Origin of the sequence: Acidovorax sp. SUPP2539, from assembly GCF_030158975.1 — a bacterium.
Taxonomy (GTDB): Bacteria; Pseudomonadota; Gammaproteobacteria; order Burkholderiales; family Burkholderiaceae_C; genus Paracidovorax.
The window spans coordinates 206,678-231,485 of sequence record NZ_BQXJ01000007.1 but is presented as its reverse complement, the minus strand read 5'-3'; the positions used below and the strand labels follow the sequence as shown (position 1 = coordinate 231,485).

At 67.8% G+C, this 24,808-nt stretch carries 23 protein-coding genes and 1 other RNA gene; 13 read left to right on the top strand and 11 right to left on the bottom strand.

The window, feature by feature from the left end; all coding sequences use genetic code 11:
- Positions 1-125 precede the first annotated feature (125 nt).
- The 7 genes from AVTE2539_RS22285 (at position 126) to AVTE2539_RS22255 (ending at position 6,845) form a co-directional block, all read left to right on the top strand.
- The gene (locus AVTE2539_RS22285; RefSeq protein ID WP_284413973.1) at positions 126-626 is read left to right on the top strand and encodes a hypothetical protein; all 501 of its coding nucleotides are present in this window, start codon (positions 126-128) and stop codon (positions 624-626) included.
- 112 nt (positions 627-738) lie between these two features.
- The gene (gene pyrC, locus AVTE2539_RS22280; protein WP_284413971.1) at positions 739-1,788 is read left to right on the top strand and encodes a dihydroorotase; all 1,050 of its coding nucleotides are present in this window, start codon (positions 739-741) and stop codon (positions 1,786-1,788) included.
- 70 nt (positions 1,789-1,858) lie between these two features.
- On the top strand, positions 1,859-2,746 hold the full coding sequence (locus AVTE2539_RS22275; protein ID WP_284413969.1) for an NYN domain-containing protein: 888 nt from the start codon (positions 1,859-1,861) through the stop codon (positions 2,744-2,746).
- 4 nt (positions 2,747-2,750) lie between these two features.
- Complete coding sequence (locus AVTE2539_RS22270) at positions 2,751-3,488, top strand: DUF3025 domain-containing protein (RefSeq protein WP_502868964.1); 738 nt, start codon at positions 2,751-2,753, stop codon at positions 3,486-3,488.
- A 133-nt stretch (positions 3,489-3,621) separates the two neighbouring features.
- Positions 3,622-4,494, top strand: coding sequence for a protease HtpX (gene htpX, locus AVTE2539_RS22265; protein ID WP_272565273.1), 873 nt, complete (start codon positions 3,622-3,624; stop codon positions 4,492-4,494).
- A gap of 201 nt (positions 4,495-4,695) precedes the next feature.
- On the top strand, positions 4,696-6,270 hold the full coding sequence (locus AVTE2539_RS22260) for a methyl-accepting chemotaxis protein (RefSeq protein ID WP_284413967.1): 1,575 nt from the start codon (positions 4,696-4,698) through the stop codon (positions 6,268-6,270).
- 134 nt (positions 6,271-6,404) lie between these two features.
- Entirely contained in the window at positions 6,405-6,845 is a 441-nt protein-coding gene (locus AVTE2539_RS22255; RefSeq protein WP_502868963.1) for a hypothetical protein, read from the top strand.
- A gap of 54 nt (positions 6,846-6,899) precedes the next feature.
- Here the strand turns inward: AVTE2539_RS22255 and AVTE2539_RS22250 are convergent, their stop codons facing one another.
- The 11 genes from AVTE2539_RS22250 to AVTE2539_RS22200 form a co-directional block, all read right to left on the bottom strand.
- Positions 6,900-8,615: an NAD(P)/FAD-dependent oxidoreductase gene (locus AVTE2539_RS22250; RefSeq protein WP_284413963.1), complete on the bottom strand. Its 1,716-nt coding sequence runs from the start codon at positions 8,613-8,615 to the stop codon at positions 6,900-6,902.
- A gap of 144 nt (positions 8,616-8,759) precedes the next feature.
- Entirely contained in the window at positions 8,760-9,893 is a 1,134-nt protein-coding gene (locus AVTE2539_RS22245; RefSeq protein ID WP_284413961.1) for a lysylphosphatidylglycerol synthase transmembrane domain-containing protein, read from the bottom strand.
- A 3-nt stretch (positions 9,894-9,896) separates the two neighbouring features.
- A complete protein-coding gene (clsB, locus tag AVTE2539_RS22240; protein WP_284413959.1) occupies positions 9,897-11,129 on the bottom strand; it encodes a cardiolipin synthase ClsB in 1,233 nt (410 codons plus the stop codon).
- Positions 11,129-11,893 (bottom strand): endonuclease/exonuclease/phosphatase family protein, encoded by a 765-nt coding sequence (locus tag AVTE2539_RS22235; protein WP_272565266.1) that lies wholly within the window; start codon positions 11,891-11,893, stop codon positions 11,129-11,131. Before AVTE2539_RS22235 ends, clsB begins: the two co-directional genes overlap by 1 nt.
- Positions 11,894-12,184: 291 nt before the next feature.
- A complete protein-coding gene (gene cysK / locus AVTE2539_RS22230; protein WP_284413957.1) occupies positions 12,185-13,102 on the bottom strand; it encodes a cysteine synthase A in 918 nt (305 codons plus the stop codon).
- Between the two features lie 77 nt (positions 13,103-13,179).
- The gene (rtcA, locus tag AVTE2539_RS22225) at positions 13,180-14,235 is read right to left on the bottom strand and encodes an RNA 3'-terminal phosphate cyclase (protein ID WP_284413955.1); all 1,056 of its coding nucleotides are present in this window, start codon (positions 14,233-14,235) and stop codon (positions 13,180-13,182) included.
- Positions 14,229-15,092 carry a nucleotidyltransferase domain-containing protein gene (locus AVTE2539_RS22220; RefSeq protein WP_284413953.1) on the bottom strand — a complete coding sequence of 288 codons (864 nt, stop codon included), beginning with the start codon at positions 15,090-15,092 and terminating at the stop codon, positions 14,229-14,231. The genes rtcA and AVTE2539_RS22220 overlap by 7 nt, the downstream gene beginning before the upstream one ends.
- 67 nt (positions 15,093-15,159) lie before the next feature.
- Complete coding sequence (locus AVTE2539_RS22215; protein WP_284397889.1) at positions 15,160-16,377, bottom strand: RtcB family protein; 1,218 nt, start codon at positions 16,375-16,377, stop codon at positions 15,160-15,162.
- Between the two features lie 48 nt (positions 16,378-16,425).
- The gene (locus AVTE2539_RS22210) at positions 16,426-16,854 is read right to left on the bottom strand and encodes a hypothetical protein (protein ID WP_284413951.1); all 429 of its coding nucleotides are present in this window, start codon (positions 16,852-16,854) and stop codon (positions 16,426-16,428) included.
- A 97-nt stretch (positions 16,855-16,951) separates the two neighbouring features.
- The gene (locus tag AVTE2539_RS22205; RefSeq protein ID WP_284413949.1) at positions 16,952-17,233 is read right to left on the bottom strand and encodes a hypothetical protein; all 282 of its coding nucleotides are present in this window, start codon (positions 17,231-17,233) and stop codon (positions 16,952-16,954) included.
- Between the two features lie 567 nt (positions 17,234-17,800).
- The gene (locus tag AVTE2539_RS22200) at positions 17,801-19,354 is read right to left on the bottom strand and encodes a vWA domain-containing protein (RefSeq protein WP_284413947.1); all 1,554 of its coding nucleotides are present in this window, start codon (positions 19,352-19,354) and stop codon (positions 17,801-17,803) included.
- A 217-nt stretch (positions 19,355-19,571) separates the two neighbouring features.
- Between AVTE2539_RS22200 and rtcR the strand changes: the two genes are divergently transcribed.
- The 6 genes from rtcR (at position 19,572) to AVTE2539_RS22170 (ending at position 24,800) form a co-directional block, all read left to right on the top strand.
- Positions 19,572-21,191 (top strand): RNA repair transcriptional activator RtcR, encoded by a 1,620-nt coding sequence (rtcR, locus tag AVTE2539_RS22195; protein WP_284413945.1) that lies wholly within the window; start codon positions 19,572-19,574, stop codon positions 21,189-21,191.
- Between the two features lie 9 nt (positions 21,192-21,200).
- Positions 21,201-21,642: RNase P RNA component class A (gene rnpB / locus AVTE2539_RS22190), an RNA gene on the top strand.
- A gap of 565 nt (positions 21,643-22,207) precedes the next feature.
- On the top strand, positions 22,208-22,846 hold the full coding sequence (locus AVTE2539_RS22185) for a hypothetical protein (protein ID WP_284413943.1): 639 nt from the start codon (positions 22,208-22,210) through the stop codon (positions 22,844-22,846).
- Complete coding sequence (locus tag AVTE2539_RS22180; protein ID WP_284413941.1) at positions 22,843-23,472, top strand: C39 family peptidase; 630 nt, start codon at positions 22,843-22,845, stop codon at positions 23,470-23,472. Before AVTE2539_RS22185 ends, AVTE2539_RS22180 begins: the two co-directional genes overlap by 4 nt.
- The gene (locus tag AVTE2539_RS22175) at positions 23,465-24,388 is read left to right on the top strand and encodes a hypothetical protein (RefSeq protein WP_284413939.1); all 924 of its coding nucleotides are present in this window, start codon (positions 23,465-23,467) and stop codon (positions 24,386-24,388) included. Before AVTE2539_RS22180 ends, AVTE2539_RS22175 begins: the two co-directional genes overlap by 8 nt.
- A gap of 13 nt (positions 24,389-24,401) precedes the next feature.
- Positions 24,402-24,800: a hypothetical protein gene (locus AVTE2539_RS22170; RefSeq protein ID WP_284413937.1), complete on the top strand. Its 399-nt coding sequence runs from the start codon at positions 24,402-24,404 to the stop codon at positions 24,798-24,800.
- The last annotated feature ends 8 nt before the right edge of the window (positions 24,801-24,808 follow it).

The window sequence follows — 24,808 nt, the reverse complement described above, 5'->3', positions numbered from 1 at the left end:
TACGGACCCCGCTGCCAAAGGCCCACAGCAGGGGCGAAAGGCCATTTCTAGGATCGGGGCTTGTTGCGAGGACGGGATCTGACACCCGCTCCTGCGGCTTTCCAATGACCGATCCTGACTGACCCATGAACGCTTTTCTCAAGACCTTTTCCGCTGCCGCCTGCACCGCCTTGCTGCTCACCGCCTGTGGCGGCGGCAACGACGACGATCCCACCCCGAGCGACCAGCCCGGTGTGCTGACGGTGAGCAACGCCACGGTCTCGGGCCTGAACGGCGTGTACGGCGACGGCACCATCAACCTGACCGACGTGGACAAGAAGAACCCGGTGGGTTCGTCGCCCGAAGTCTGCACCTTCCGTTTCGACGGCGCCAAAAAGGTCGGCTCCAGCGACCAGGCCTCCGGCGACGTGCGCTACCAGCCCAATGCCGGCAACCTGTACATCGCCTTCCTCACGTTCTCGCAGCGCGAGTTCAGCGCCACCGACTGGAGCGACACCACCGTGTCGCGCGATTCCAACCAGGTGCGCCTCCTGAGCAAGACGCTCACGGCCACCGATGGCTCGGGCGACCGCATCACCGTCTCGGGCATCGTGCCCATGCGCGGCAACCGCCCGTCCGGCTGCTGATCCGAAATACCAACCCGCAACCCCCTCGCCCCATTATTTGGGGTTTACCCTGTCCATCCTCCCGGGTGGGCAGGGTTTTTTCATGGGCCGGTGCGATGGGACAATGGCGCCCATGACCGCTGCCCACTCCCCCGACACCCTCACGATCACCCGCCCGGACGACTGGCACCTGCACGTGCGCGACGGCGAAGCGCTGCTCACCGTCGTGCCGCACACGGCCGCCCAGTTCGGGCGCGCCGTCATCATGCCCAACCTGCGCCCGCCCGTGACCACGGCGGCCCTGGCCACGGCGTACAAGGAGCGCATCCAGGCGGCCGTGCCGCCCGGCGTCGCCTTCGAGCCGCTGATGACGCTGTACCTCACCGACAACTTGGCGCCCGAGGAAATCGTGCGCGCCAAGGCGGCGGGCGTGGTCGCCCTCAAGCTGTATCCCGCCGGCGCCACCACCAACAGCGATGCCGGCGTGACCGATCTGCGCAAGACCTACCGCACCCTGGAGGCCATGCAGAAGGCCGGCCTGCTGCTGCTGGTGCATGGCGAGGTGACCAGCAGCGACATCGACCTGTTCGACCGCGAGGCCGTGTTCATCGAGCAGCAGCTCATTCCGCTGCGCCGCGACTTTCCGGAACTGAAGATCGTCTTCGAGCACATCACCACCCGGGATGCGGCGCAGTACGTGCAGCAGGCCGACCGTTTCACCGCGGCCACCATCACCGCGCACCACCTGCTCTACAACCGCAACGCGATCTTCACCGGCGGCATCCGCCCCCACTACTACTGCCTGCCCGTGCTCAAGCGTGAAACGCACCGGGTGGCGCTGGTGGAGGCGGCCACCAGCGGCAGCGACAAATTCTTCCTGGGCACCGACAGCGCGCCGCACCCGGCCCACCTCAAGGAGCATGCGAGCGGCTGCGCCGGTTGCTACACCGCCCATGCAGCGATCGAGATGTATACCGAAGCGTTCGACCATGCCGGTGCGCTGCACCAGCTCGAAGGCTTCGCCAGCTTCCACGGCCCCGCGTTCTACGGCCTGCCGCGCAACCAGGGCACGATCACCCTGCGCCGCGAATCGTGGACGCCGCCGGGCAGCTTCGCCTTCGGCGAGGCCGAACTCAAACCGCTGCGCTCGGGCGAAGCGCTGCCGTGGCGGGTGGTGGGGTGAACGCCACCGCGCACCCGGCGTGCCTGCCCGCCTTGGCGGCCGTGCTCCGACAGTCCCTGCGAGGCCACCCATGACCGCTTTCTTCATCGACGCCGACAACCTGTGCGCGCCCGCCTGGGTGGAGGAGGCCTTTCGCACCCTGGAGCAGCACGAGGGCAGCGTGTCCCTGCGCCGCGCGTACGGCAGTGCCGACAAGCTCAAGGGGCTCGGGGAGGTGCTGCGCACCCGCATGATCCGGCCCTACATGAACCTGTCGCTGACCAAGAACACGACGGACGTGGCCCTGGCGGTCGATGTGATGGAGCTGTCCTATGCGCCTTCGCGCCCGTCCACCATCGCGATCGGTTCGGGCGACGCCGACTTCGTGCCGCTGGTGCTGCGGCTGCGCGAGCGCGGGTTCCGGGTGGTGTGCCTTTCCGATCGCGGCAAGATGGCGCCCGAGGCCGTCAATGCCTACGACCAGGTGTTCCTGGTCGGGCCGGAGGGCGATCAGGTGACCGAGGTCCCCGCCGCAATGCCGGAGGCCACGCCACCGGCCCCCCGAAGCCCCGCGGCCAAGAAAGCGCCTGCGCGCAAAACCACCCCGCGCAAGGCCGCTGCGCCCAAGCCGGCGGTGCAGGCCGCACCGGCCAAGAAGGCGCCTGCGAAGAAAGCCGTCGCCAAGAAGGCGGCTTCCACCACGGCGACCAAGGCGGCGGCTAACGCTGGGGCGGATGGCCGTCGGGCGGGCTCGGGCGCCGGCGAGGCCGTGAGCGTCCGCCACATCCTGGACCACGCCCCCGCCCTGAAAGCCGGGCAGTGGCAGCCGCTGGGCGACATCGTGAAACTGCTGCACGACGCCAAGCTGCTGGGAAAGAACACGGCATCGACCAAGCTGTTCAAGAAATTCCCCGACCATTTCGAGCTGAAGCCCCAGACGCAGCCCAACGCGGTCCGTTACCTCCCTGAGGCACGCTGAATCCGTGGACCCCGGCGCGTTCGGCGCGGTGCCGCCCTGGCTGCAGCCGTTTGAAGACCTGGGCCCCGGGGTCCGGGCGGCATGGCAGGCCGGCACGCCCCTGCCGGACGCCCTGAACCGGATGCCGGGCGCCGCCGTGCGATTCGTGTCGCACTCGGCCCTGCCGGCGGGCCGGGCCTACGAGGCGTTCATCTTCGACACCGGCACCGTCCCCACCCGCGACAACCTGCACGATTTTTTCAACGGCCTGGTCTGGCTGCGCTATCCGCAGGCCAAGCGCCGGCTGAATGCCCTGCAGGCCGAGGCCATCGCCCAGACCGGGGTGGGTGCGGTGCGCGGGCCGCTGCGCGACGCGATCACGCTGTTCGATGAAAACGGCGCCGTGCTGCTCGCCCCCGCGCCGCTGTGGCAGGCGCTGGCGGCGCGCGACTGGCGGCGGTTGTTCGTCGATCTGCGGCCGCTGTGGCGGCAGGCGCAGCTGGTGCTGTTCGGCCATGCCTTGCTGGAAAAACTCGAGGCACCCCGGAAACCGATCACGGCGCATGTGTATCAATTGCAGGGTGCTATGGATTCGGTAGCGGATGTGGATGCCTGGCTGGCCGGCGCGCTCGATGCGGCGCACCTGGCCACCAAGCCTTTTCTGCCGTTGCCGGTGCTCGGAGTGCCCGGCTGGTGGCCCGAGAACGAGAACTTTTGCTTCTATGATGACTCCCTCGTATTCCGCAGCGCGCGCCCCGCATAACAAACCACACCAGGGCCATCGCAACGCTGCGAACACGGCTTGAACGCCTGCGCACCATCCCCATTTTCCGGTTTGTGACAGCGCGTTCCTGCCGCTGGTCACACCCCCGTATCCCTCCGTGGAGAACCCTTCGATGAAACGAATCGCGCTTTTCTTGTTGACCAACGTCGCCGTCGTGGTGGTGCTGGGCATCGTCGCCAGCCTGCTGGGCGTCAACCGCTTCCTGACCGCCAATGGCCTGAACCTGGGGGCACTGCTGGGCTTTGCCTTCATCATGGGCTTCGGCGGCGCCATCATCTCGCTGCTGATCAGCAAGCCCGTCGCCAAGTGGAGCGCGGGCGTGCAGATCATCGACGGCACCGGGTCGGCCGATGAGGCCTGGATCGTCGAGACCGTGCGCAAGTTCGCCGACAAGGCCGGCATCGGCATGCCCGAGGTCGGCATTTTCCCCGGCGACCCCAACGCGTTCGCCACCGGCGCCTTCAAGAACAACGCCCTCGTGGCGGTGTCCACCGGGCTGCTGCAGGGCATGACGCGCGAGGAGGTCGAGGCGGTGATCGGCCACGAGGTGGCCCACATCGCCAATGGCGACATGGTGACCATGACGCTGATTCAGGGCGTGATGAACACCTTCGTGGTGTTCCTGTCCCGCGTGATCGGCTATGCGGTGGACAGCTTCCTGCGCAAGAACGACGAGAACAGCTCCGGCCCCGGCATCGGCTACTACGCCACGACCATCGTGCTCGACATCCTGCTGGGCTTCCTGGCTTCGATGATCGTGGCCTGGTTCAGCCGCCAGCGCGAATTCCGTGCCGACGCCGGCGCGGCGCAGCTGATGGGTCGCAAGCAGCCCATGATCAACGCGCTGGCCCGCCTGGGCGGCGCCCACCCGGCCGAACTGCCCAAGAACATGGCCGCCCTGGGCATCGCCGGTGGCATCGGCAAGCTGTTCAGTACCCACCCGCCGATCGAAGAGCGCATCGCCGCGCTGCAGACGAACGCCTGAGGGGGCCTATGAATGGGGTGGGCGGCCTTCCACGCCGCCTGCCCCGTGAAAGAGCGGCCGGAGCGATCCGGCCGCTCTTTTTTTGCGCTTGTATCAAGTTGTCAGAACCGGTGCCGATACTTACCATGGACCCCACCGCATGCGCCTGGCGCACCATCGGCCGCTCTGTTCCGCCTGCGGCCCTTCTCACCGGTATCTGACATGACCCTGCACAACGCCCGCCTTTCCCTGCGCCTTGCCCTGGCTTTCGGGGTCATCTGCTTGGTCATGTCCCTCGCCGCTGCCGTGGGCATCTGGCGGCTCATGGAACTGCAGGACATCGCCGATGGCCTGGGCGGACCGGCGGCGGAGCGGGCCTTGCTGGCGCGCGAACTGCACGCGATCGTGGTGCTGAGTTCCTCGCGCGCCGAAACCCTGTTGGAAATCGACAACCCCGCCTATGCTGCGCGCATCGACACGGACCGCAAGGCGACCTCCGCCCGTTCGACCGAGGTGCGCAAGCGGCTCGAAGAGCTGGCAACGGACAGCGAGTCCAAGCGCATCTTCGAGGCCATCGACACCGCGGGCAACGCTTTCCGGGGAGCGCGCGACGATCTGGTCAAGCGGCGCAAGGCCGGCGAAACCCTGCCGCCCGATGCGGTGGGCAAACTGCTGCGCCCCGCGGCCGACCGCTATGCCGCGGCGGTGAACGACATGGCCGATTACCAGCGCAAGCAGGTCGAGGAAGACCGGGCCGCCGCCGCCGCCAGCGAACGCCAGGGCATCGCGCTGCTGATGGGCGGCTCGGTGCTGGGGCTGCTGCTGGCGCTGGTGTGCGCCGTGGTGCTGTCGCGCTCCATCCTGCGGCCGCTGTCGCATGCGTCCACGGTGGCGGACCGCATTGCCGAAGGCGACCTGACCTCCACCGTGCCGGCCATCGGCGCCGGCAACCGCGACGAGGTGCGGGCCATGCTGGCGCGCCTGGACGGCATGCAGGCGCGCCTGACCGGCCTGGTGATCGGCATGCGGCAGGCCAGCACGTCGGTGGCCGGCGCCAGCGCCGAGATCGCGGCCGGCAATTCGGACCTGTCGGCGCGCACCGAGCAGACGGCCTCCAACCTGGAGGAAATCGCGGCCAGCATGGAAGAGTTGCTGTCCACCGTGCGCCACAGCGCGGATGCGGCCCAGCAGGCCACCCACCTGGCGGTGTCGGCCAGCGACGTGGCACGGCGCGGGCGCGACGCGGTGGAGCGGGTGGTGGGCACCATGGACGGCATCGCCCAGTCCTCGCGCCGCATCGCCGACATCACCAGCGTGATCGACGGCATCGCCTTCCAGACCAACATCCTGGCGCTCAACGCCGCCGTGGAAGCGGCCCGCGCCGGCGAGCAGGGCCGTGGTTTCGCCGTGGTGGCCAGCGAAGTGCGCAGCCTCGCGCAGCGCTCGGCCACGGCCGCCAAGGAGATCGGCGGGCTCATCGGCGACAGCGTGCGCCAGGTGGCGGAAGGTTCGCAACTGGTGCATGCGGCCGGCGGGACCATGGGCGAGATCGTCGACTCGGTGCAGCAGGTGGCGACCATCATCGGCGAGATCGGCACCGCCACGCGCGAGCAGAGCACGGGCCTGGGGCAGGTGGGCGAGGCGGTGAACCAGCTCGACCAGATGACGCAGCAAAACGCCGCGCTGGTGGAGGAATCCTCCGCCGCCGCCCAGGGGCTGCGCGTGCAGGCCGAGCAATTGGCCCAACTGGTAGAGGCCTTCCGGCTGCCAGCGGGTTCGGCGCTCGCGGTGCGCTGACCGCCCGAGCCGCGGTGCGCCGGGCGGGGGCGGCCTCGGCGGCAGGCCTGCGCTTTACCGGGGATTTACGCCAGCGCGTCAACAGGGCCCGCGGGCGCAGGCGTTGAGCACGCATCAGTCACTTTCCCGGACCGGTGCCCATGATGCTTTCTTCCCCTGCTGTCACTTCTTCCTCCAGGCCCGCATTCGCCGGCCTGGCGGCGGCCCTGGTGGCCGCCACGGTTCTCTCGGGCTGCGTCGTCGCCCCGCCGCCCCGTCCACGCACCGTGGTGGTGGAGCCGCCGCCCGCCCGTGCCGTGATGGTCGAGCCCGCCCCCGTGATGGTCGAGCCCGCCCCCGTGGTGGTCGTCGCGCCCACCGCACCGCCCGCACCCTATGTCGAGACGATCACCGTGGCGCCTTCGCCCGTGCATGTGTGGGTCGGGGGATTCTGGGAGTGGGGCGGCGGCCGCTACGTCTGGCGGCCGGGCCACTGGAGCACGCCGCCGCGCCCCGGCGCGGTGTGGGTGCCCCACCACTGGGAGCCGGGCCCAGGCGGCTGGCACATGCGGCCCGGGCACTGGGCGCCCCGCTGAGGCCGCCAGGTGCCTGCGCTCTGACGGCGCTGGGCGGCGGGCCGAGGGTGCGCGTCAGGCGAGCAGCGCGCGCGCCACGGCCTCGCCCACCTTGATGCCGTCCACTCCTGCCGAAAGAATCCCGCCCGCGTAGCTCGCGCCTTCGCCGGCCGGGTACAGGCCGGCGGTGTTCAGGCTCTGGAAGGCCTCGTTGCGCCCGATCTTGAGGGGTGACGAGGTGCGCGTTTCCACCCCGGTCAGCACCGCGTCGTGCATGTCGAAGCCCTTGATCTTCTTGCCGAAGGCCGGCAGCGCCTCGCGCAGGGCCTCGGTGGCGTAGCCGGGCAGGGCGGCATCGAGGTCGGTCAGCGTGACGCCGGGCTTGTACGAGGGATCCACGGAGCCCAGCGCCGTCGACGCTCGACGCGCTAGGAAATCGCCCACCAGCTGCGCGGGCGCGTTGTAGTTGCTGCCGCCCAGCACGTAGGCGTTCGACTCCAGCTGGCGCTGCAGCACGATGCCCGCCAGCGGGTGCGGCGTGGCACCGGCCGCCAGCGCCTGCACACCATGGGTGCCGCCCAGCGCCGCCTCGAACGCCACGGGGTCGTGCGGATAGTCGTTGGGGTCGATGGCGACCACCATGCCGGCGTTGGCATTGCGCTCGTTGCGCGAGTACTGGCTCATGCCGTTGGTGACCACGCGGTGCGGCTCGCTGGTGGCGGCCACCACCGTGCCGCCCGGGCACATGCAGAAGCTGTACACCGCGCGGCCGTTGCCCGCGTGGTGCACCAGCTTGTAGTCGGCCGCGCCCAGCAGCGGGTGCCCGGCGTGCCGGCCCCAGCGCGCGCGGTCGATGAGCCCTTGCGGGTGCTCGATGCGAAAGCCCACCGAGAAGGGCTTGGCTTCCATGTGCACGCCGCGTTCGTACAGCATGGCGAAGGTGTCGCGCGAGCTGTGGCCCAGCGCCATCACCACGTGGTCGGCGCGCAGCGCATGGGTCTGTCCCGTGGCCTGGTCGAGCACCTGCAGGCCGCGCAGGTGGCGCTGGCCGGCAGAGTCCTGCTCGATCATCACGTCGGTCACGCGCTGCTGGAACCGTACCTCGCCGCCCAGCGCGATGATCTGCTCGCGCAGCGTCTCCACCACCTTGACGAGCTTGAACGTGCCGATGTGCGGGTGCGCCACCGAGAGGATCTCGGGCGGCGCGCCCGCCTGCACGAACTCCTCCATGACCTTGCGGCCCAGGTGGCGCGGGTCCTTGATCTGGCTGTAGAGCTTGCCATCGCTGAACGTGCCGGCACCGCCCTCGCCGAACTGCACGTTCGACTCCGCCTGCAGCTCGCGCCGCCGCCACAGGCCCCAGGTGTCCTGCGTGCGCTCGCGCACCGCGCGGCCGCGTTCCAGCACGATGGGCCGGAACCCCATTTGCGCCAGCACCAGCGCCGCGAAGATGCCGCAGGGCCCGAAGCCCACCACCACGGGCCGGTGCGCCAGCCTGGCCGGCGCCCGGCCCACCGGCCGCCAGACCATGTCGGGCGTGGGCTGGATGTGGGGCTGCCCGGCGTGGCCCGCCAGTAGCGCGGCCTCCTGCGACGGATCGGCCAGGGTGATGTCGATGATGTACACCGCCAGCAGCTCGGCCTTGCGCGCGTCGAAACTGCGCTTGAAGACGTGGAGGTGGGCGATGCCTTCGGGCGGCAGCGCCAGGATGCGGCAGGCGGCGGCGCGCAGGGCGGGCTCGGGGGATTCGGCTGCGCTGAGCGGCAGCTTGATTTCGGACAGGCGGATCATGGCTTGCGGGCCCGTGTCGATCGGGCGAAGGGCAATGTCGTGGGGACCGGCATGATAAAGGAGGCCCGCGGTGCCGGGCAGACCGGGTATGGCAAGCCCGTCCGATGTGTCGGATGGATGCTATTTAATTAATAGCAATATGCCCTAGTGTTTATTATGCTGGAGGCCGTTTTGATGCGAAGTCTCTGCCGCAGCGCCTGGCGATTCCGCCTGGGGCCGGCGGCGGCCCAGCAACTCCACCCCGCCGAACGCGAGCGCAGCCAGCCCCAGGGGCAGGAAGAAGTACAGCGTGCGGTAGGCCAGCACCGAGGCCAGTGCCTGCGGCGCGGGCAGGTAGGCGGACAGCACTGCCACGCCCACGGCCTCCAGCACGCCCAGCCCGGCGGGAATGCGCGAGATGAGCCCGGCCACCGCGCCCAGCAGCACCGTCGCCAGTGCGGCCGCGTAGGGTGCGCGCTGCCCGGTCAGCACCCACAGCGCCGCGCCCATCACCATCCAGTTGGCGGCCGACAGCGCCACCTGCAGCATGCCCACGGGCCAGCGCGGCATGGCGATGCGATGCCCGCGCAGGTGCACGGGCCGGCCATGGCGCAGGGCGCAGGCAGCGACGTAGAGCAGGCTCGCCGCCGTCAGGGCGGCACCCATCCAGCGCAGGTGCTGAGGGCCGACGTGCCAGTTTTCGGGCAGCTGCGGCGACCACAGCCAGAACACCGCGCCCGCCAGGAAGAAATAGCCCAGCCAGTTGGTCAGGATGCTCATCCCGATCACCTGCCCGATGGCCGCCACCGACACGCCCTGCTGCGAGTAAAGGCGGTAGCGCACCGTCACCCCGCCGATGATCGATCCCAGGTTCAGCGTGAACGGATAGGCGATGAGCGTGATGCTCACCGTGCGCCCGACCGCCAGCCCGTGTCGCGTGTAATGGCGCCCGAACAGGTCGAAGGTGCTGTACAGCAGGTGGCTGGCCAGCGCCAGCGCGCCGCCCAGCAGCAGCACCGGCACCGGCAAGGCCAAAAACGACGCCCAGACCGCGGGCCAGTCCACCGTGCGCGCCTGGCGCACCAGCAGCGAGACGACGAAAAGGACGAAGGCGCCGCTGGCGAGGGTCACGGCCCAGGGCCACCAGCGGTGGGCGGTCAGGCGCTTCCAGCGGCTGGCGGGGCGTGCCGGCGGCGCAGCACGGTCCCTGGGGGCCTCGGCCTGGGGCCGGGCGGGGTCCTGCCCGGGCGCGGCCGGGTCCAGGGAGGACAGGGCCGGGGAGGGCGCCGCTGCCGCCATGGATCAGGTGGCCGAAGGCCGATGGGTGGGGTCGGGGGCCGGACCGTCCTGGGCGCCAACCAGTGAGATCTCGGGCTCGTGGCGCGGCAGCCAGCCCGCCCACGAGGGGAACCAGCGCATGACGTGGAACAGGAAATAGCTGCGCAGCAGGCGAAGGCCATCCCAGCGCGAGGGTGGCGTGGCCTCGACCTGGCGGCAGCTGTGCTGCATCAGGTGGTCCAGCCGTTCGTGCAGCGTCGCGTTGAAATCCTTGTCGCGGGTCACCACGTTCGCCTCGAGGTTGAGCGAGAGGCTCAAGGGGTCGAGGTTGCTGGAGCCCACGGTGGACCATTCGCCGTCCACCAGCGCGACCTTGCCGTGCAGCGGCCGGTCGCAGTATTCGTAGATGCGCACGCCGGCGCGCAGCAGATGGTCGTAGAGCATGCTGGCCGCCGTGCGCACGATGGGCATGTCGGGCTGGCCCTGCAGGATGAGCCGCACGTCCACCCCGCGCCGCGCCGCGCGGCGCATTTCGCGGATGAAGCGGTAGCCGGGAAAGAAGTAGGCATTGGCGATCACCACGCGCTCGCGCGCGGCGCGCAGGGCCACGCGGTAGTGGCGCTCGATGTCGTTGGTGTGGTTGTGGTTGTCGCGCGTGACGAAGATCGCGTCCGCCGTGCCCGCATGGGGCAGCGGCGGCACGGCGATCGCCCCCTGGCGGCGGCGGCGTGTCCGGGGCGGCATGACGGCATCGCGCGCGAAGCCCAGCATGTGGGCGACGATGGGGCCGCGCACCTCGACCGAGTAGTCTTGCTTGGCCTCGGGGCCGTAGTCGGCCACGTGGTCGGCCGAGTAGTTGATGCCGCCGATGAAGCCGATCTCGCCGTCCACCACCACGATCTTGCGGTGCATGCGCCGCAGCACGTTCAGCCGCTGGCCGAACAGCCGGCGGCCCGGGTCGAAAATGCGAAAGCGCACGCCGGCGTTCACCAGTTCGCCGATGAAGTCTTCCGGCAGGTCGGGCGAGCCGAAGCCGTCCACCAGCACGTGCACCTCTGCGCCGTTGCGCGCGGCCTGCAGCAGCGCCGCGTGCAGCCCCCGGCCGATCTTGTCGTCGAAGAGGATGAAGGTTTCCAGGATCACCTCGCGCCGCGCCTGCGCGATGGCCTCGAACACGCGGGGGAAGAACGCCTCGCCGTTCTCCAGCAGCGTGAAGTGGTTGCCGGGCACCCAGCGGGAGGGGCGGGGGCGGCGCATCACAGCGAAATCTCCGCGGCCAGGGGCGCGTGGTCCGACAGCTTGTGCCAGGGCTTGCGCGGCAGCACCACCGGCGCGTGCACCGAGGCATTGCGCACGTAGATGCGGTCCAGCGCCAGCAGTGGCATGGAGGCCGGAAAGGTGCGCACGGCCTTGCCCCGCGCATGCATGAACACCTCGTGCAGGCCGGCGCCAGCACGCAGCACGTCGTGCGCACGGCCGCGCCAGTCGTTGAAGTCGCCCGCCACGACCACCGGGTCTTCGGGCGGAAACGTGGCCACCAGCTCGCACACGCGCTTGAGCTGGCGCTGGCGGTGCGCCTCCTGCAGGCCCAGGTGCACGCAGATGGCATGCACCTGCCGGGCGTGGCCCGGGGGCTGCAGCACGCAGTGCAGCATGCCGCGCCGCTCGGGCCCGCTCACGGAGATGTCGTGGTTTTCGTAGTGGACGATGGGGAACTTGGACAGCAGCGCGTTGCCGTGGTGGCCGTTGTCGTAGACCGCATTGCGGCCATAGGCGTATTGGCCCCAGATGGTGTCGGCCAGGAATTCGTAGTGCGGCTCCTGCGGAAAATTGGCCACGCGCCCGGCGTGCCGCTGGTGCGTGCCCAGCACTTCCTGCAGGAAGACCAGGTCGGCCGATACGCCGCGCACGGCTTCGCGCAGCTCGTGCAGCATGAAGCGGCGGTTGAAGGTGGTGAAGCCCTTGTGCACGTTCACGGTCAGCACCTTGAAGGCAACGGGAGAGGCGGTGGATGGTTCCATGGGGCAATCAGTGAGCGCGGGGGAGGGGCGGGAACCGGGCCGAAAAGCCCGGTTTCAAGCGGGCCCCGCATGGGCTTTGATTGTTTCGATGGCGGTCCGGCTGGGCTGTAGGACGGCTGGCCGAACGCTTGTGACCCGATGGCGGCCGGGCCTGAGGGCCGCTTGCAGCCCGTCTCCCGCGGCCGGGACGGGTGCCGCCCCAGCCCGGAAAAGGCCCCACCCATGGGCTGCGGGTGGGCGCACTTCGCACGCTGCCCTGGCCCGGGGCAGCGCGCGGTTTCAGAAAGCGCCTCAGGAGGGCAGGAAGCCTTCGACCGACAGGTAGCGCTCGCCCGTGTCGTAGTTGAAGCCCAGCACCTTGGCGCCCGCGGGCAGCTCGGGCAGCTTCTGTGCGATGGCGGCCAGCGTGGCGCCGGAGGAAATGCCCACCAGCAGGCCTTCCTCGCGCGCGGCGCGGCGGGCGTATTCGCGCGCGGGCTCGGCATCGACCTGGATCACGCCGTCGAGCAGGCTGGTGTCGAGGTTCTTGGGCACGAAGCCCGCGCCGATGCCCTGGATCGGGTGCGGCGCCGGCTGGCCGCCGGAGATCACGGGCGAGGCCACGGGCTCCACCGCGAAGATCTTGAGGGCCGGAAACTTCGCCTTCAGCACGCGGCCCACACCCGTCAGGTGGCCGCCCGTGCCCACGCCGGTGATCAGCGCGTCCAGGCCATCGGGAAAGTCCGCGAGCACTTCCTGCGCCGTGGTGCGCACGTGCACGTCGATGTTGGCGGGGTTCTCGAACTGCTGCGGCACCCAGGCGCCCGGGGTCTGCGCGCGCAGCTCCTCGGCGCGGGCGATGGCGCCCTTCATTCCTTTTTCGCGCGGGGTGAGGTCGAACTGCGCACCGTAGGCCAGCATGAGGCGGCGGCGCTCGACGCTCATGCTGTCGGGCATCACCAGGATGAGCCGGTAACCCTTCACCGCCGCCACCAGGGCCAGTCCGATGCCCGTGTTGCCCGAGGTGGGCTCGATGATCGTGCCGCCGGGCTGCAGCGCGCCGGTGCGTTCCGCATCCTCCACCATCGACAGGGCGATGCGGTCCTTGATCGAACCGCCGGGGTTGCTGCGCTCGGACTTCACCCACACGTTGGCACCCGCGCCGAACAGGCGGTTGATGCGCACATGGGGCGTGTTGCCGATGGTTTGCAGGATGTTCTCGACTTTCATGGCGTCTCCAGGTTGGACAGGTACGGGACAGGCAAAAAAACATTTTGGCCCATGCCTACGACACTCCGCGCATATGGTTATGCCGGCGATGCGGCTTTCTCGATGTCGATGCGCGTGGCACCCGCGCAGGGCGCCATGGCGATGCGCACCGGCAGGCACTGCGCGATGACCTGCGCATTCGTGCTGGCATGCGGGGTGATCGCCTCGGCCGTATAGCTGGCCTGCTGGCCGCTGCGCCAGACGGCGAGGGCCAGCGGCAGCATCCACTGGTCCGCCAAGTGCGGACCGACGGCGCCCCGGCTGCGCTCGAACGAGCGCACCTGGCCGGCCAGCTGGCGCGCCACCTGTTCGGCCGGCATGCCGCGCTCACCCAGCGCGCAGAAAACCTCGGTCACCTCGGCATGCTCCAGCACCGCCAGCAGGGCGTTGCCCGGGCCTTCGTTCTGCCGTGCGGGCGGGATGCGCCACGGGTCGTCGCCTTCGCTCCAGTCCAGTTGCTGGCGCAGCGCCGCCAGCTCGCGCACCGCGATGCCGCGTGCCAGCCCCGGCACCAGGGCCTCGGCCCAGGCGCTGCTGCGCGCGCCGCGGTCCAGCAGATCGAACGGGGCCAGCGGGCCAGCCGCGGGCGCGATGGCCGCATGCACCTCGCCGCCGCCTGCGGGATAAAAGCCCCGGCGTCGCAGCGTGAGCTCCAGCCCCACGCCAAGGCGCCGCACCAGCGGCGCAAAGGCCCGCTGCAGGAAGTCGAACGGGGGCGCCATGGGGTTGTGTGTGCCGCCCGAAAGCTGCACCCGGCTGGGCGCGCCAGCCAGCATCAGCGCGGGCAGCACGGTCTGCAGCACCAGCAGGCAACTGCCGGCCCCGGCGATCGCAAAGGCGTAGTCGCCCGCCTGCACCGGGCCGGGCGTGAACTGCAGCGCCTGCGATCCCAGCTCCGCCCCTTCCGCCTGCCCGCCGCAGACTTGCACTGCGGCCTGCACGCAGGCCAGGTGCTGGCGCATCAGTCCTGGCTTGGGCCGGCCCGCGCGGATGCGGTCGATGCGCAGCGGCTGGCCGGTCACCATGGACAGCGCCAGGCCGGTGCGCAGGATCTGCCCACCGCCCTCGCCGTGGGAACCGTCGAGGGTCAGCATGGCGCGGGCCCTTCGGCGCCGCCATGGGCAGGATCGAAGCGCAGTACCGTGTCGTGCAGCAGGGCGTCCAGCCCGGCATGCCCGGCAATGGGCAGGGGCTGCACCGGCTGCGCCGCATTGGCGGCCAACTCGGCCTCGATGAATGCGTGTATGCCGGGCCAGCGTGGGCTGGTGGCCGACTCGTTCGCACGCATCTTCACCGCCAGCAGGGCGTTGATCTCTTCGATGAGCGCCGCATCGCGTTGCGCATCCAGCGTGTGCTGGGCCAGTTCGGCGAAGCGCATGGGCGGTACCCCGGGGCGCGTGCGGATCCATCGCGCCGCCAGCAGCGGGCGCAGCACGTACAGGTATTTCTTGTAGCGCACCACGTCGGCCTGCAGGTGCTCGCGGAAGTTCTTCTTGGCCATGGAGGCGTAGTGGTGCCAGGCCTTGGCGTTGGAGAACACTTGCACCGCCAGGGCGCGCACCTGGGCCATCGTGTCCGCCGCCTCGCGGTAGACGACGGGCGAGCGCAGCCACTCCAGCAGCGTGGGGTTCGATTCGCGCATCAGCCCGAGCGCCTTGCGCAGGTCCCAGCCATTGATGTCCAGGTCCCCGCTGATCGGCACCTCGATGACGTCGCGTCCGGGCGAGACCGTGAGGTACCAGGGCAGGCGGTGCACGTAGAGAAAGCGCACGTCGTAGTCGCTGTCGGGCGAGGCGAAGCCCCAGCCGCGGCTGCCCGATTCGCAGGCGAACAGGATGGTGACGGCGTGCTGCGCCTCGATGTCACGCAGCGCATCCATGATCTGCCCGCGCATGGCGGGCTCGATCGGATGGGCGGAATGAAGCAGTTCTCGGGGTTCTGTCTTTTGCATGTCCATGCTTTCAGCGCACGCTCCTCGTGCGTTGGTCTTGATCCGATGATGGGCCGTGGTGCGCTCGCTATCCCTTCACGCACACCACTTGCTTGAGCGTGTACACCACTTCCACCAGGTCTTCCTGCGCCGCCATCACGGCGTCGATGTCCTTGTAGGCCATCGGGATCTCGTCGATCACATCGGCGTCCTTGCGGCATTCCACCCCTTCGGTGGCGGCAATTTGGTCGGCAACGGTGTAGAGCTTCTTGGCCTTGGTGCGGCTCATCTTGCGGCCCGCGCCGTGGCTGCAGCTCATGAAGCTCTCCGGGTTGCCCTTGCCGCGCACGATGAAGCTCTTGGCGCCCATGCTGCCGGGAATGATGCCCAGCTCGCCGGCCTTGGCGCTCACGGCGCCCTTGCGGGTGACGAACACGTCTTCGCCGAAGTGCGTCTCGCGGCTCACATAGTTGTGGTGGCAGTTCACCGCTTCCACATGGGCCTCGAAGGGCTTGGCGATCACCTTGCGGGCGGCCGCGATCACGCGCTGCATCATCACCTCGCGGTTGGCGCGCGCGAACTTCTGCGCCCAGCCCACGGCACGCACGTAGTCGCCGAAATACCGGGCGCCTTCCTCGAAATACGCCAGGTCCTGGTCGGGCAGGTTGCGCTGGTGCAGCTCGGCATCCTTCTTGGCCAGCTCGATGAAGTGGGTGCCGATGGCGTTGCCCACTCCGCGCGAGCCCGAATGCAGCATGAACCACACGCCACCGTGTTCGTCCAGGCACACCTCGATGAAGTGGTTGCCGGTACCCAGCGTTCCCAGGTGCTTGTGGTGGTTGGTGCTGGCAAAGCGCGGATAGTCCTCGCAGATCGCGTCGAACTCGCCCTTCAGCGAGGCCCAGGCCGCATCGCTCTCATCGGGCGGCGTTTCCCAAGAGCCCTTGTCGCGGCCCATGCGGCGCGGGTTGCTGCCGTGTGGCACGGCCTTTTCGATCGCGGAGCGCAGCGGGCCCAGGTTGTCCGGCAGGTCGTTGGCGTGCAGCGTGGTCTTGCACGCCATCATTCCGCAGCCGATGTCCACGCCCACGGCCGCCGGGATGATGGCCTTGAAGGTGGGGATCACCGATCCCACCGTGGCCCCGATGCCGTAGTGCACATCGGGCATGGCGGCCACGTGCTTGAACACGATGGGCAGGCGCGCCGCGTTCTCCAGTTGCTTCTGGGCCTCGTCCTCCACGGGCACGCCCTGCGTCCACATCTTGATGGGGACACCGTTTTCCACATTGCGTTGCAGGTAGTTCATTGCGTTCTTCTTTCTTGTCGTTTGTCTGTCTGTCTTATTTTCGGGTGCTCATTCACTGACCCAGTCGAACACCGCTTCCACGATCTGTCGCGGGCCCGTGCAGTTGCCACAGGTGCAGTGCGCGGGTTGTGCCATGGCGCTGGTGTCCAGCGCCAGGATCTTCTGTGCAAAGCGCTGGCGGTTGCCGGGCTCGAGCATCCAGGCTTTCATCGCCTCGCAGAATTCCGGTTGGTCTTCGGCAAAGGCGTTCTGGATTTCGTTCTTTCCCCAGAAGTCCCAGTAGCCCGCCTCGGCGTACCGCAGCACGGCGCTTTGGCGCTCGTCGTTCAGCCAGTGCGCCAACAGCGATTGCACGTTCACGCCGCCCTTGTGGAACATCAACAGGATGTCGAAGGCGTTCGCGCCATTGAACGGGCTGGGCTCGCGCCCGGCGTGCCCCAGGCCTTCGTGGAAGAAGGCCAGTGCGTAAGCGTCCACGGCGGCTCGCTCCTGGGGCGACAGGGCATCGGCCGGGCAGTGGCCCAGGCGGTCCAGGTACAGCTCGGTCGAGTGGTCAGCTCCTCGCCCAGGGCCATCAGTTCCAGCATGCGGGCAGGAAGTAGAGCAGCTCCTCGGCCGGCTGCTCGCTGCCCTTGGCGGAGCTGTTGTATTCGTAGAAGTGGCGGGTCGTTATGCGGCGCAGCGGCAGGCGCCGCATCTCGCGTTCCATGGCCTCGTCCATGCAGCAGGCCGTGCACACATCCAGCATCTGTGTCGGAGCGCCATGGCGCTGGAAGGCGGCATAGATGGCATCCACCGCCTCGCGCAGGGCGGGCGGCAGCATGGCGGCCTGCGCAGCGGGGGCGTTCGTTTTCATCGGTTTCATTCCTGTTGGTTCGCCATGGGGCTCAGCCCTTCCGGCGCATTCAAAAAAAGAGGTGACAAGGGGTGTCGGGTTGCGCCATTGAGCTACCTGCCGAAGCAGACCGGGGATTGAACCCGGAACCTTCAGAGCCCCAGGGCCCCGACGCTCTACCTGTAAACCCGTCTGCATTCACCTCGCAAACACACAAAAAAAGCAGCGACAAGGATCGACGAAACGTCGTGCTCTACCACTGAGCTACGGCCTTTCGACCGGCGGGATTCGAACCCGCGACCACGAGAGTAGAAGTCTGTAGTTCCGTCAGCATTCGCTGCAAAAAACAGTGCGACAAGGGTGGCAAGACATGGACCACGCCGCGGTGCGGCGCTGGGATTCGAACCCCGGTCCCTCCAGATGTAGTCCTGCCTGCATTCGCACATTCATTCATCGATGGCCTTCCCGTTCGGCGACAAACAGGCGGTGCGACCGGGATGTAGTCACACCTGCATTCGCCGAACGACAGCCATCATTCCCACAATCCGGTGCCATGAATTGGCATTCATGGCACCTTCTCGCCGATCGTCAGATCGGGGTGTCCTCGATCACGCCGACCCAATGCGCCGCGCCCATGCCCCCTGCGGCATACACCGCCAGCAGCTTGAACACTTCGTCGCTGAAGCCGCCGATGTTCAGCACATCGGGCTGCTCCTGCGCCTGCGTCGTTGCGCAAGGCTGGATGTCGATGCACACCAGTCGGGCCGTCGGGTTGCGCTGCTTGAACGCCGCCCACTCCTGCATGGTCGCGGTGCCCCGGCCCCGTGCACGGTCGGCCCACGATTCGTTGTCGGACACCAGCACCACCAGCTCGGCCTGCGCCTTCTCGCGGTTCAGCAGGGCCAGCGGTGCGCTGCACGACGTTCCGCCGCCGCCCACCGCGGCCAGCTTGGCCGCATTGGTCATGACCGAATCGCGGGGATTCAGTGGCAGCGGCACCACCTTCGTTTCGAAGGGCAGCACACGCGCATCTGCATTGCGGCGCAGCACGGCAGCGGCCACCAGGGCGGCCACGTCGATGCACCGCACCGCGGAAGTCGCTGAGCCCCGGTGGCCCGTCACCGGCGAGCCCATCGAGCCCGACACGTCGGGGCACACCACCACGCGGCCTTCGAACTGCGGCACATTGGCCAGCGCGAGTTCCATCGCATTCTGCAGCGCTTCCTTCACCACCGTCGGCACGTCGGCGCCGCAGGCGCTGTACGCCGCCATCAACTGGTACGGCAGCACGCGGGCCTTGGCCACGGCCTGCGGGTCACGCAGCTTGGCGGCCACGGCATCGGCCAGGCCTGGCAGCGCGAACACGCCATGCCGGGTAAAGGTGTTCAGGTTCTGGCGCACCATCTGCCACGAGCCTCGCTGTGCAATCGTGGCCCAGGCCGATGCGTCCAGCTCCAGCGCGGTCAGCATCTGGAAAGGCACGTCGGGCACGGGCTGCGTGCGGTCTTGTTTGAAGCGTTCGAAGGCCTGCGTCAGTGGAGGCAGCGCCTCCTGGTCATAAGGGCGACCGATCAGCCAGGCGAACCATGCTGCACGCCAGGCTTCCGTAGGCTTCGGGTGCACCATCTTCACCACGTCGGCCAGCGAAGGCGTGTTGCCCACGGCGGCGTTCAGCAGTTGCGCCTCGGTGGCGTCGAGCAGCCATTGCTGCACCAGCTTTTTCGGACGCGTGCCGAGCGATTTGCGGCCTACTGCGCCGGAGCGCAGCATCTGCACGAAATTGCGCAGCATCTTGCCGTTGTCGATCACGCGGCCGAACACCTGCGCCAGCAGGGGCACATCGCGAACCGCCAGCGTGGCCGCCAGCAGGGCCGGCATGTCTTTCATGGAGCCGGCACGGCGCGCATACAGGGCCGTCTTCGCCAAGAACACCGGATCGACTTCACGGGCCAGGGCCTGGACGGCGTCGAGCTTGTCCTGCGCCTGGGCATAGAAGGTGCTGTGGAGGCAGCCGGTGGCGGCCAACTGCGCCAGTTGGTGCTTGGGCGACAGGGCATAAGCGACACCACCGGCTTGGTTGCGCACGGTGGCAGCGGGGAGCAGCGTGCCGCGCAGCGTCTGGAAGAGTTGGTGGTTGGCCATGTGCTTTTGCTCCGTTCGTTGGTTCTTGGTGGGTTTGTCTTTTTGACTTGCCTCTTCCATTGCAACCGGTGTGCCAACTGTGGTTTGAATGGATGGAGAACCTATTAAGTCAATGATTTGATTCGATATTTTTTAATCCGCTTGTCATTTTTGCCGCACTGGCTGGAGATTAGAATGCTTTGATTTTTATAAAATTAGCTAGTTTTTTATCCAAAAGATGAAGAAGCAAAACGTGGTGATCGGCTTTTTGGGCACCCAGCTCGACTCGGGTAAGGGGGCAGGGCGTTGGGAGAAGTGGCGCCCGACGCTTTCGCTGGTGCAGCACGACGACGTGGTCATCGCGCGGATGGAGTTGTTTTACACACCGTCCCACCGTGAACTGGCCGAGCGGGTGCGCACCGATATCCAGGCGGCCTCGCCCGAAACCACGGTGGCGCTGGTGCCGCTCGACATTACCGACCCCTGGGACTTCGGCGAGGTCTATGCCAAGCTCTTCGACTGGACGCAGGGCTATGCTTTCGACACCGAGCGCGAGGAGTACTGGACGCACATCACCACGGGCACGCACGTGGCGCAGATCTGCCTTTTCCTGCTGGTGGAGTCGCGACGCATTCCGGGCGTGCTCGCGCAGACGTCGCCCCCAAAGCGCCAGCAGGCGGGCGATCCCGGCAGCTACGCGCTGATCGATCTGGACCTGTCGCGCTACGACGTGATCGCCCAGCGCTTCGGCGCCGAGCAGCGCGATGCGGTGGATTTCCTCAAGAGCGGCATTGCCACGCGCAATGCCCGTTTCAACGCGCTGATCGAAGAGGTGGAGCGGGTGGCGGTGCGATCGCGCGCGCCCATCCTCTTTACCGGGCCGACCGGTGCGGGCAAGTCGCATCTGGCGCGGCGCATGTTCGAGTTGAAGAAAGCCCGCCACCAGGTGGAGGGCGAATTCGTGGAGGTGAACTGCGCCACGCTGCAGGGCGACGGCGCCGCGTCCACGCTGTTCGGGCACAAGAAAGGCGCCTTCACCGGTGCGGCGGCCGACCGTGCGGGCCTGCTGCGCACGGCGCACAAAGGCGTGCTGTTTCTCGACGAGATCGGTGAGTTGGGCCTGGACGAGCAGGCCATGCTGCTCAAGGCCGTGGAGGAAAAACGGTTTTATCCCATGGGCAGCGATCGCGAGGTGGCCAGCGATTTCGAACTGATCGCCGGCACCAACCGCGACCTGCGGGCTGAGGTGGCGGCCGGGCGCTTTCGCGAAGACCTGTACGCGCGCATCAACCTGTGGAGTTATCAGTTGCCGGGCCTGGCCCAGCGGCCCGAGGACATCGAGCCCAATGTGGACCACCTGCTGGCGCGATGCGGCGTGGAGCTGGGCCGCACGGTGCGCCTGTCGGCCGAGGCGCGGTCGGTGTACCTGCGCTATGCGCAGTCCCCCGCGGCGCTGTGGAGCGGCAACTTCCGCGACCTGTCGGCCAGCGCCACCCGCCTGGCCACGCTGGCCGAGGGCGGGCGCATCGGCCTGCCGCTGGTGGAGGCGGAGATCGCGCGCCTGCAGTGGCTGTGGCAATCCCTCGGTTCGTCAGACCGCAGCCAGGATGGCGATGCGGTGGATCTGGCCGCACTGCTGGGCGAGCCACAGGTGCAGGCCATGGACCTCTTCGACCGGTTGCAGTTGGCGGCCGTGTTGCAGGTGTGCCGCGGGGCGCGCACGCTGTCGGACGCGGGACGGCAGTTGTTCCAGGCCTCGCGCGCGCAGCGCGCGGTGGTCAACGATGCGGACCGGCTGCGCAAATACCTGTCGCGATTCGGCCTGGACTGGGAGCAGGCCCGCAGCGGTGGACGATAATCGCCCCGTGAAGCGCGCCAGACCGCCGCTGGTGCAATCTGGGAAACCAGGCACTGGAGGAACGTCCGGACTGCACAGGACGGCGTAGCAGCTAACGGCTGCCCACCGTGAGGTGAGGATCAGAGCAACAGAGACGAGTCGCAAGCAGGCGGCAAGCCACCGAAGGTGTTCTATCGGTCACCCGCGCAAGTGGGTACGGCTGGCGCAAGCCAGACGGTTTGCGGCGAAAGCCGCAAAGACGATAGCCACCCGAAGCGGGCGGCGCCCGCTTCGGGTGAAACGGGCAATCTCTACGCGCAGCAATACCAAGTAGGCCAGCGTTGATGTGGTTCCGCAGAGCTGGCGGGTAGGTAGCATCGAGCCGTGGTGGCGACACCCGGCCCAGAGTAATGGCGGTCACGCCGCAGGCAACTGCGGTGCACAGAATCCGGCTTATCGGCGCGCTTCACACTTTTTCTTGCCGTGCCGATGGTCGGCCCAGGCGCCGGTTGCGGTGGAGCCGGCGGTGCGACCGCCCTGCGGCAGCAGGCCGGCATGCAGGCGTTCCGCTTCACAAGCCGCCTGATCGGCCGGGCTTTCGGCCTCCCATCCCACTCCTTCGACCGACCTCCCGGAAGGCGGGTTTTCTTCTTTCAAGAAATCCGCAGTCCTGCCCCGCGTGGCGGCAGCGACGCGTCGTCGATCGGCTCGGCACATGTCGCGCTGCGGCCTTCAGAACGCTTCAGAAGTCTTCAGCAGGATTGACCCGGCTTTCATGCCGCGCTCCCTCCAATCCCACCAGAATATTCACAGCCACGGGCCAGACATTTCCAGCAGCGGCCGAGTCGGATGCGCCTCGGCGCGGCGGTTTTTCAGCCGCCATGGCCGTGCCATTGGCGCCATGGCCGTACCTCGCACTAAACCGAGGCACAGCGCTGGCGAGGGCTCTTCCGCTGGAGGCGGCTCTGAGTCATGGAGTGGATTGCCATTCCTCGATTGGCCCGAGGGTGATTTTTCTTTTCTCAAAGGACATAGACATGAGCAGTGATCCATTCACCCAGATACTCAACGAAATCCTGCAGGGACTCGTCACGCAGTTGAATGGCGAAATCGGTGGGGCCATCCGGGGCGCCGGCTATGACCCGTATCCCAATGTCGCCTCGGGGTCCGCCAGCATCGGGGTGGGCACGGCTTCTTATTCCGTCTCCAATCTGACGGGCATTTCGTCCCTGCAGATCCAGGACATGGTGGTTGGCAACGTCACTTCGTCCGGTGCCAATATTTCCGGCACCGTGAATTTCCATGCGGTCCTGAACAGCTCCCTGAGTGCGCAGGCCGGTGGCAGCTTGAAGGTGCTGTTCTTCGATCCGGGCATCTCCGGCAGCGTCCGGATCGACAGCCCCAGCATCTCCGGCACGGCGCAGTTCCAGGCCGGCACGGCCGGTGGCAAGCTCTGCCTGAACCAGCTGTCGGGCATGAACGCGAACTTCAACTACGGCAACGCTTCAGTCTGGATCGATGGCCTGGGGCCGCTCAACTACCTGCTGCAGCCCGTGGAGAACCTGATTCTGGATGCGGCCAAGGGCGCCATCAGCGGGCTCATCTCGTCGCAGATCAACAGCATCGTCAGCCGGGAGCTGAACCAGGCGCTGCCCCAGTGCGTGCCCTTTCCATGAGGGTGAGGATCGAGCCGCTGGCCCGCACGACGCAGCGCATCGGTCCTCTTTTTCCCGCTTTCGAGGAGGTCCTGGGGAGTGCAGGGCAGGCGCTGAACTTGCCGCTGGAGCCGCAGCAGCGCACCAATTGGTGCTGGGCTGCGGTGACCTGCGCGATTGCCGCCCATTACGGCGACACCTCGTGGCGGCAGGACACGCTGGCCTGGCGCATTCTCGCGGCGGACGACGTGCTTCCCAATAGCCCGCCGCCAGCGGGACTGCTCTCGGAGCCACGCTACGACCAGCAGGCCGCGATGGAGCGCACCCTGCGCTACGTGAACTGCCTGGCCGGCTGGAGCAGTGGGCGGCCGCCGTTTCGCCGCCTGATGCGCGAATTGGACGATGGCCGGCCGGTCGCGGTGGCGATCCGCTGGCATGCGGGGCCACAGCACTACGTGCTGGTGGACGGCTACTGCCGCACGCAGCGCACGATCTCGGTCGCCGATCCCCAGTGCGGCCGCGCCACGGTCGATTTCGATGATTTTCCGTTGCACTACCGCCATGGCGGCGAGTGGATGGAAACCTACTGGACACACAACCCCCGCTCGGCCAACCCGACACGCAAAGGAGAGGTGGAATATGAGTAGCTACGACGTCGCGCTGGTGCTGGATGCCGGCACCCTCAACCAGGGCATGACCCAGTTGTATGCCAATGCCCAGGCCAAGCAGAAGCTGTTTCAGGGCGTTCAGGATGTGGGACAGATGGGCATCACCACCGTCAGCTGGAGCATTGATGCCGCACCCCAGTTCGTGCTGGCGCCCCCCACCACCACGCAGTGGAACGATCCGAACACCTTCGTGCCGTCGGGCGAGACGAAGCCGCCGGCACCGACCGACCAGATGTTCCAGGTGCAGCTGGCGTCCGTGTCCACCACGTTCAACATGCAGAGCGGGCCGCCTTCTCCGCTGAAGTTCTCGTTCACCCTGTTTGCGCAGGTGACCGTGTCCGACAACCAGATCCAGCTGGGATCGGTGGCGGTGCTGCCGATCAATCCGAGCGGCGCCACGGAGTTCATGCTCCAGGTGATCTGCGGAATCATCTACACCAAGGTGCAGGCCCTGCTGCAGGGCTACAAGATTCCGCCCAGCATCCCGGTGGAAGGGCAGAGCTTCACCCCGCCGGTCATGACCGTCACGGGCTCGCACCTGGTGCTGGCGAGCAACCTGGTGGCCAACGGCACGCCGGACATCAGCGGCGTGCAGTGGCCGCAGCAGGCGCTGGGCGTGCTCGTCGGCCGCAACCTGCTGTCCGCGATGGTGGCCGAGTACAGCAGCGCCATCGTGCAGAAGATGGACGCCGCGCAGGTCAACGCCAGCGACAGCAACTGGACGGGGAGCTACTCGCTCGACGGCGGGATCAGAAACGCCTCCATCGCGGTGGCATCCACGCTGCCCAACATCAACATCACCGCCACCTTCGCCGCCACCGCCTCGGTGGGCGTTTCATGGTGGCTGGTGCCAGCCGCCTGCGCCCTGGAAGCCGCCTCGAACCTGCTGCCCTGACTGGAGCCACACCATGGTTGACTTTGCCAAAGCCGATTTCGCCACCGACCCCACGCCCCTGACGTTCACCGTCGCCCCCGTGGTGTCCGGCTCGAACACCGTTCAGCTGCAACTGCAGCCGCTGCCCCAATTCACGATCACCTACACCGCGGATGGCAGCGGGTGGGAGAAGTTCAATGCGGGACTGCTCAAGCATGTGGCGACCACCATCATCGGCGTCGCCACACCCTTCATCACCAGCACCATCCAGAGCAAGGGGCAGGCCTATCTGAACGAAAAAGCCTCGTTTCCGGTGCCGCCCATCCCCATCACGTTCGACGGCATCAGCCTGAGCCTGACCGCTTCGAACCTGAATATTTCCGCCGCGGATGCGGACCACGTGCTGGTCACGGCCACCGTCAATGTTTCCTGACCCGCCGT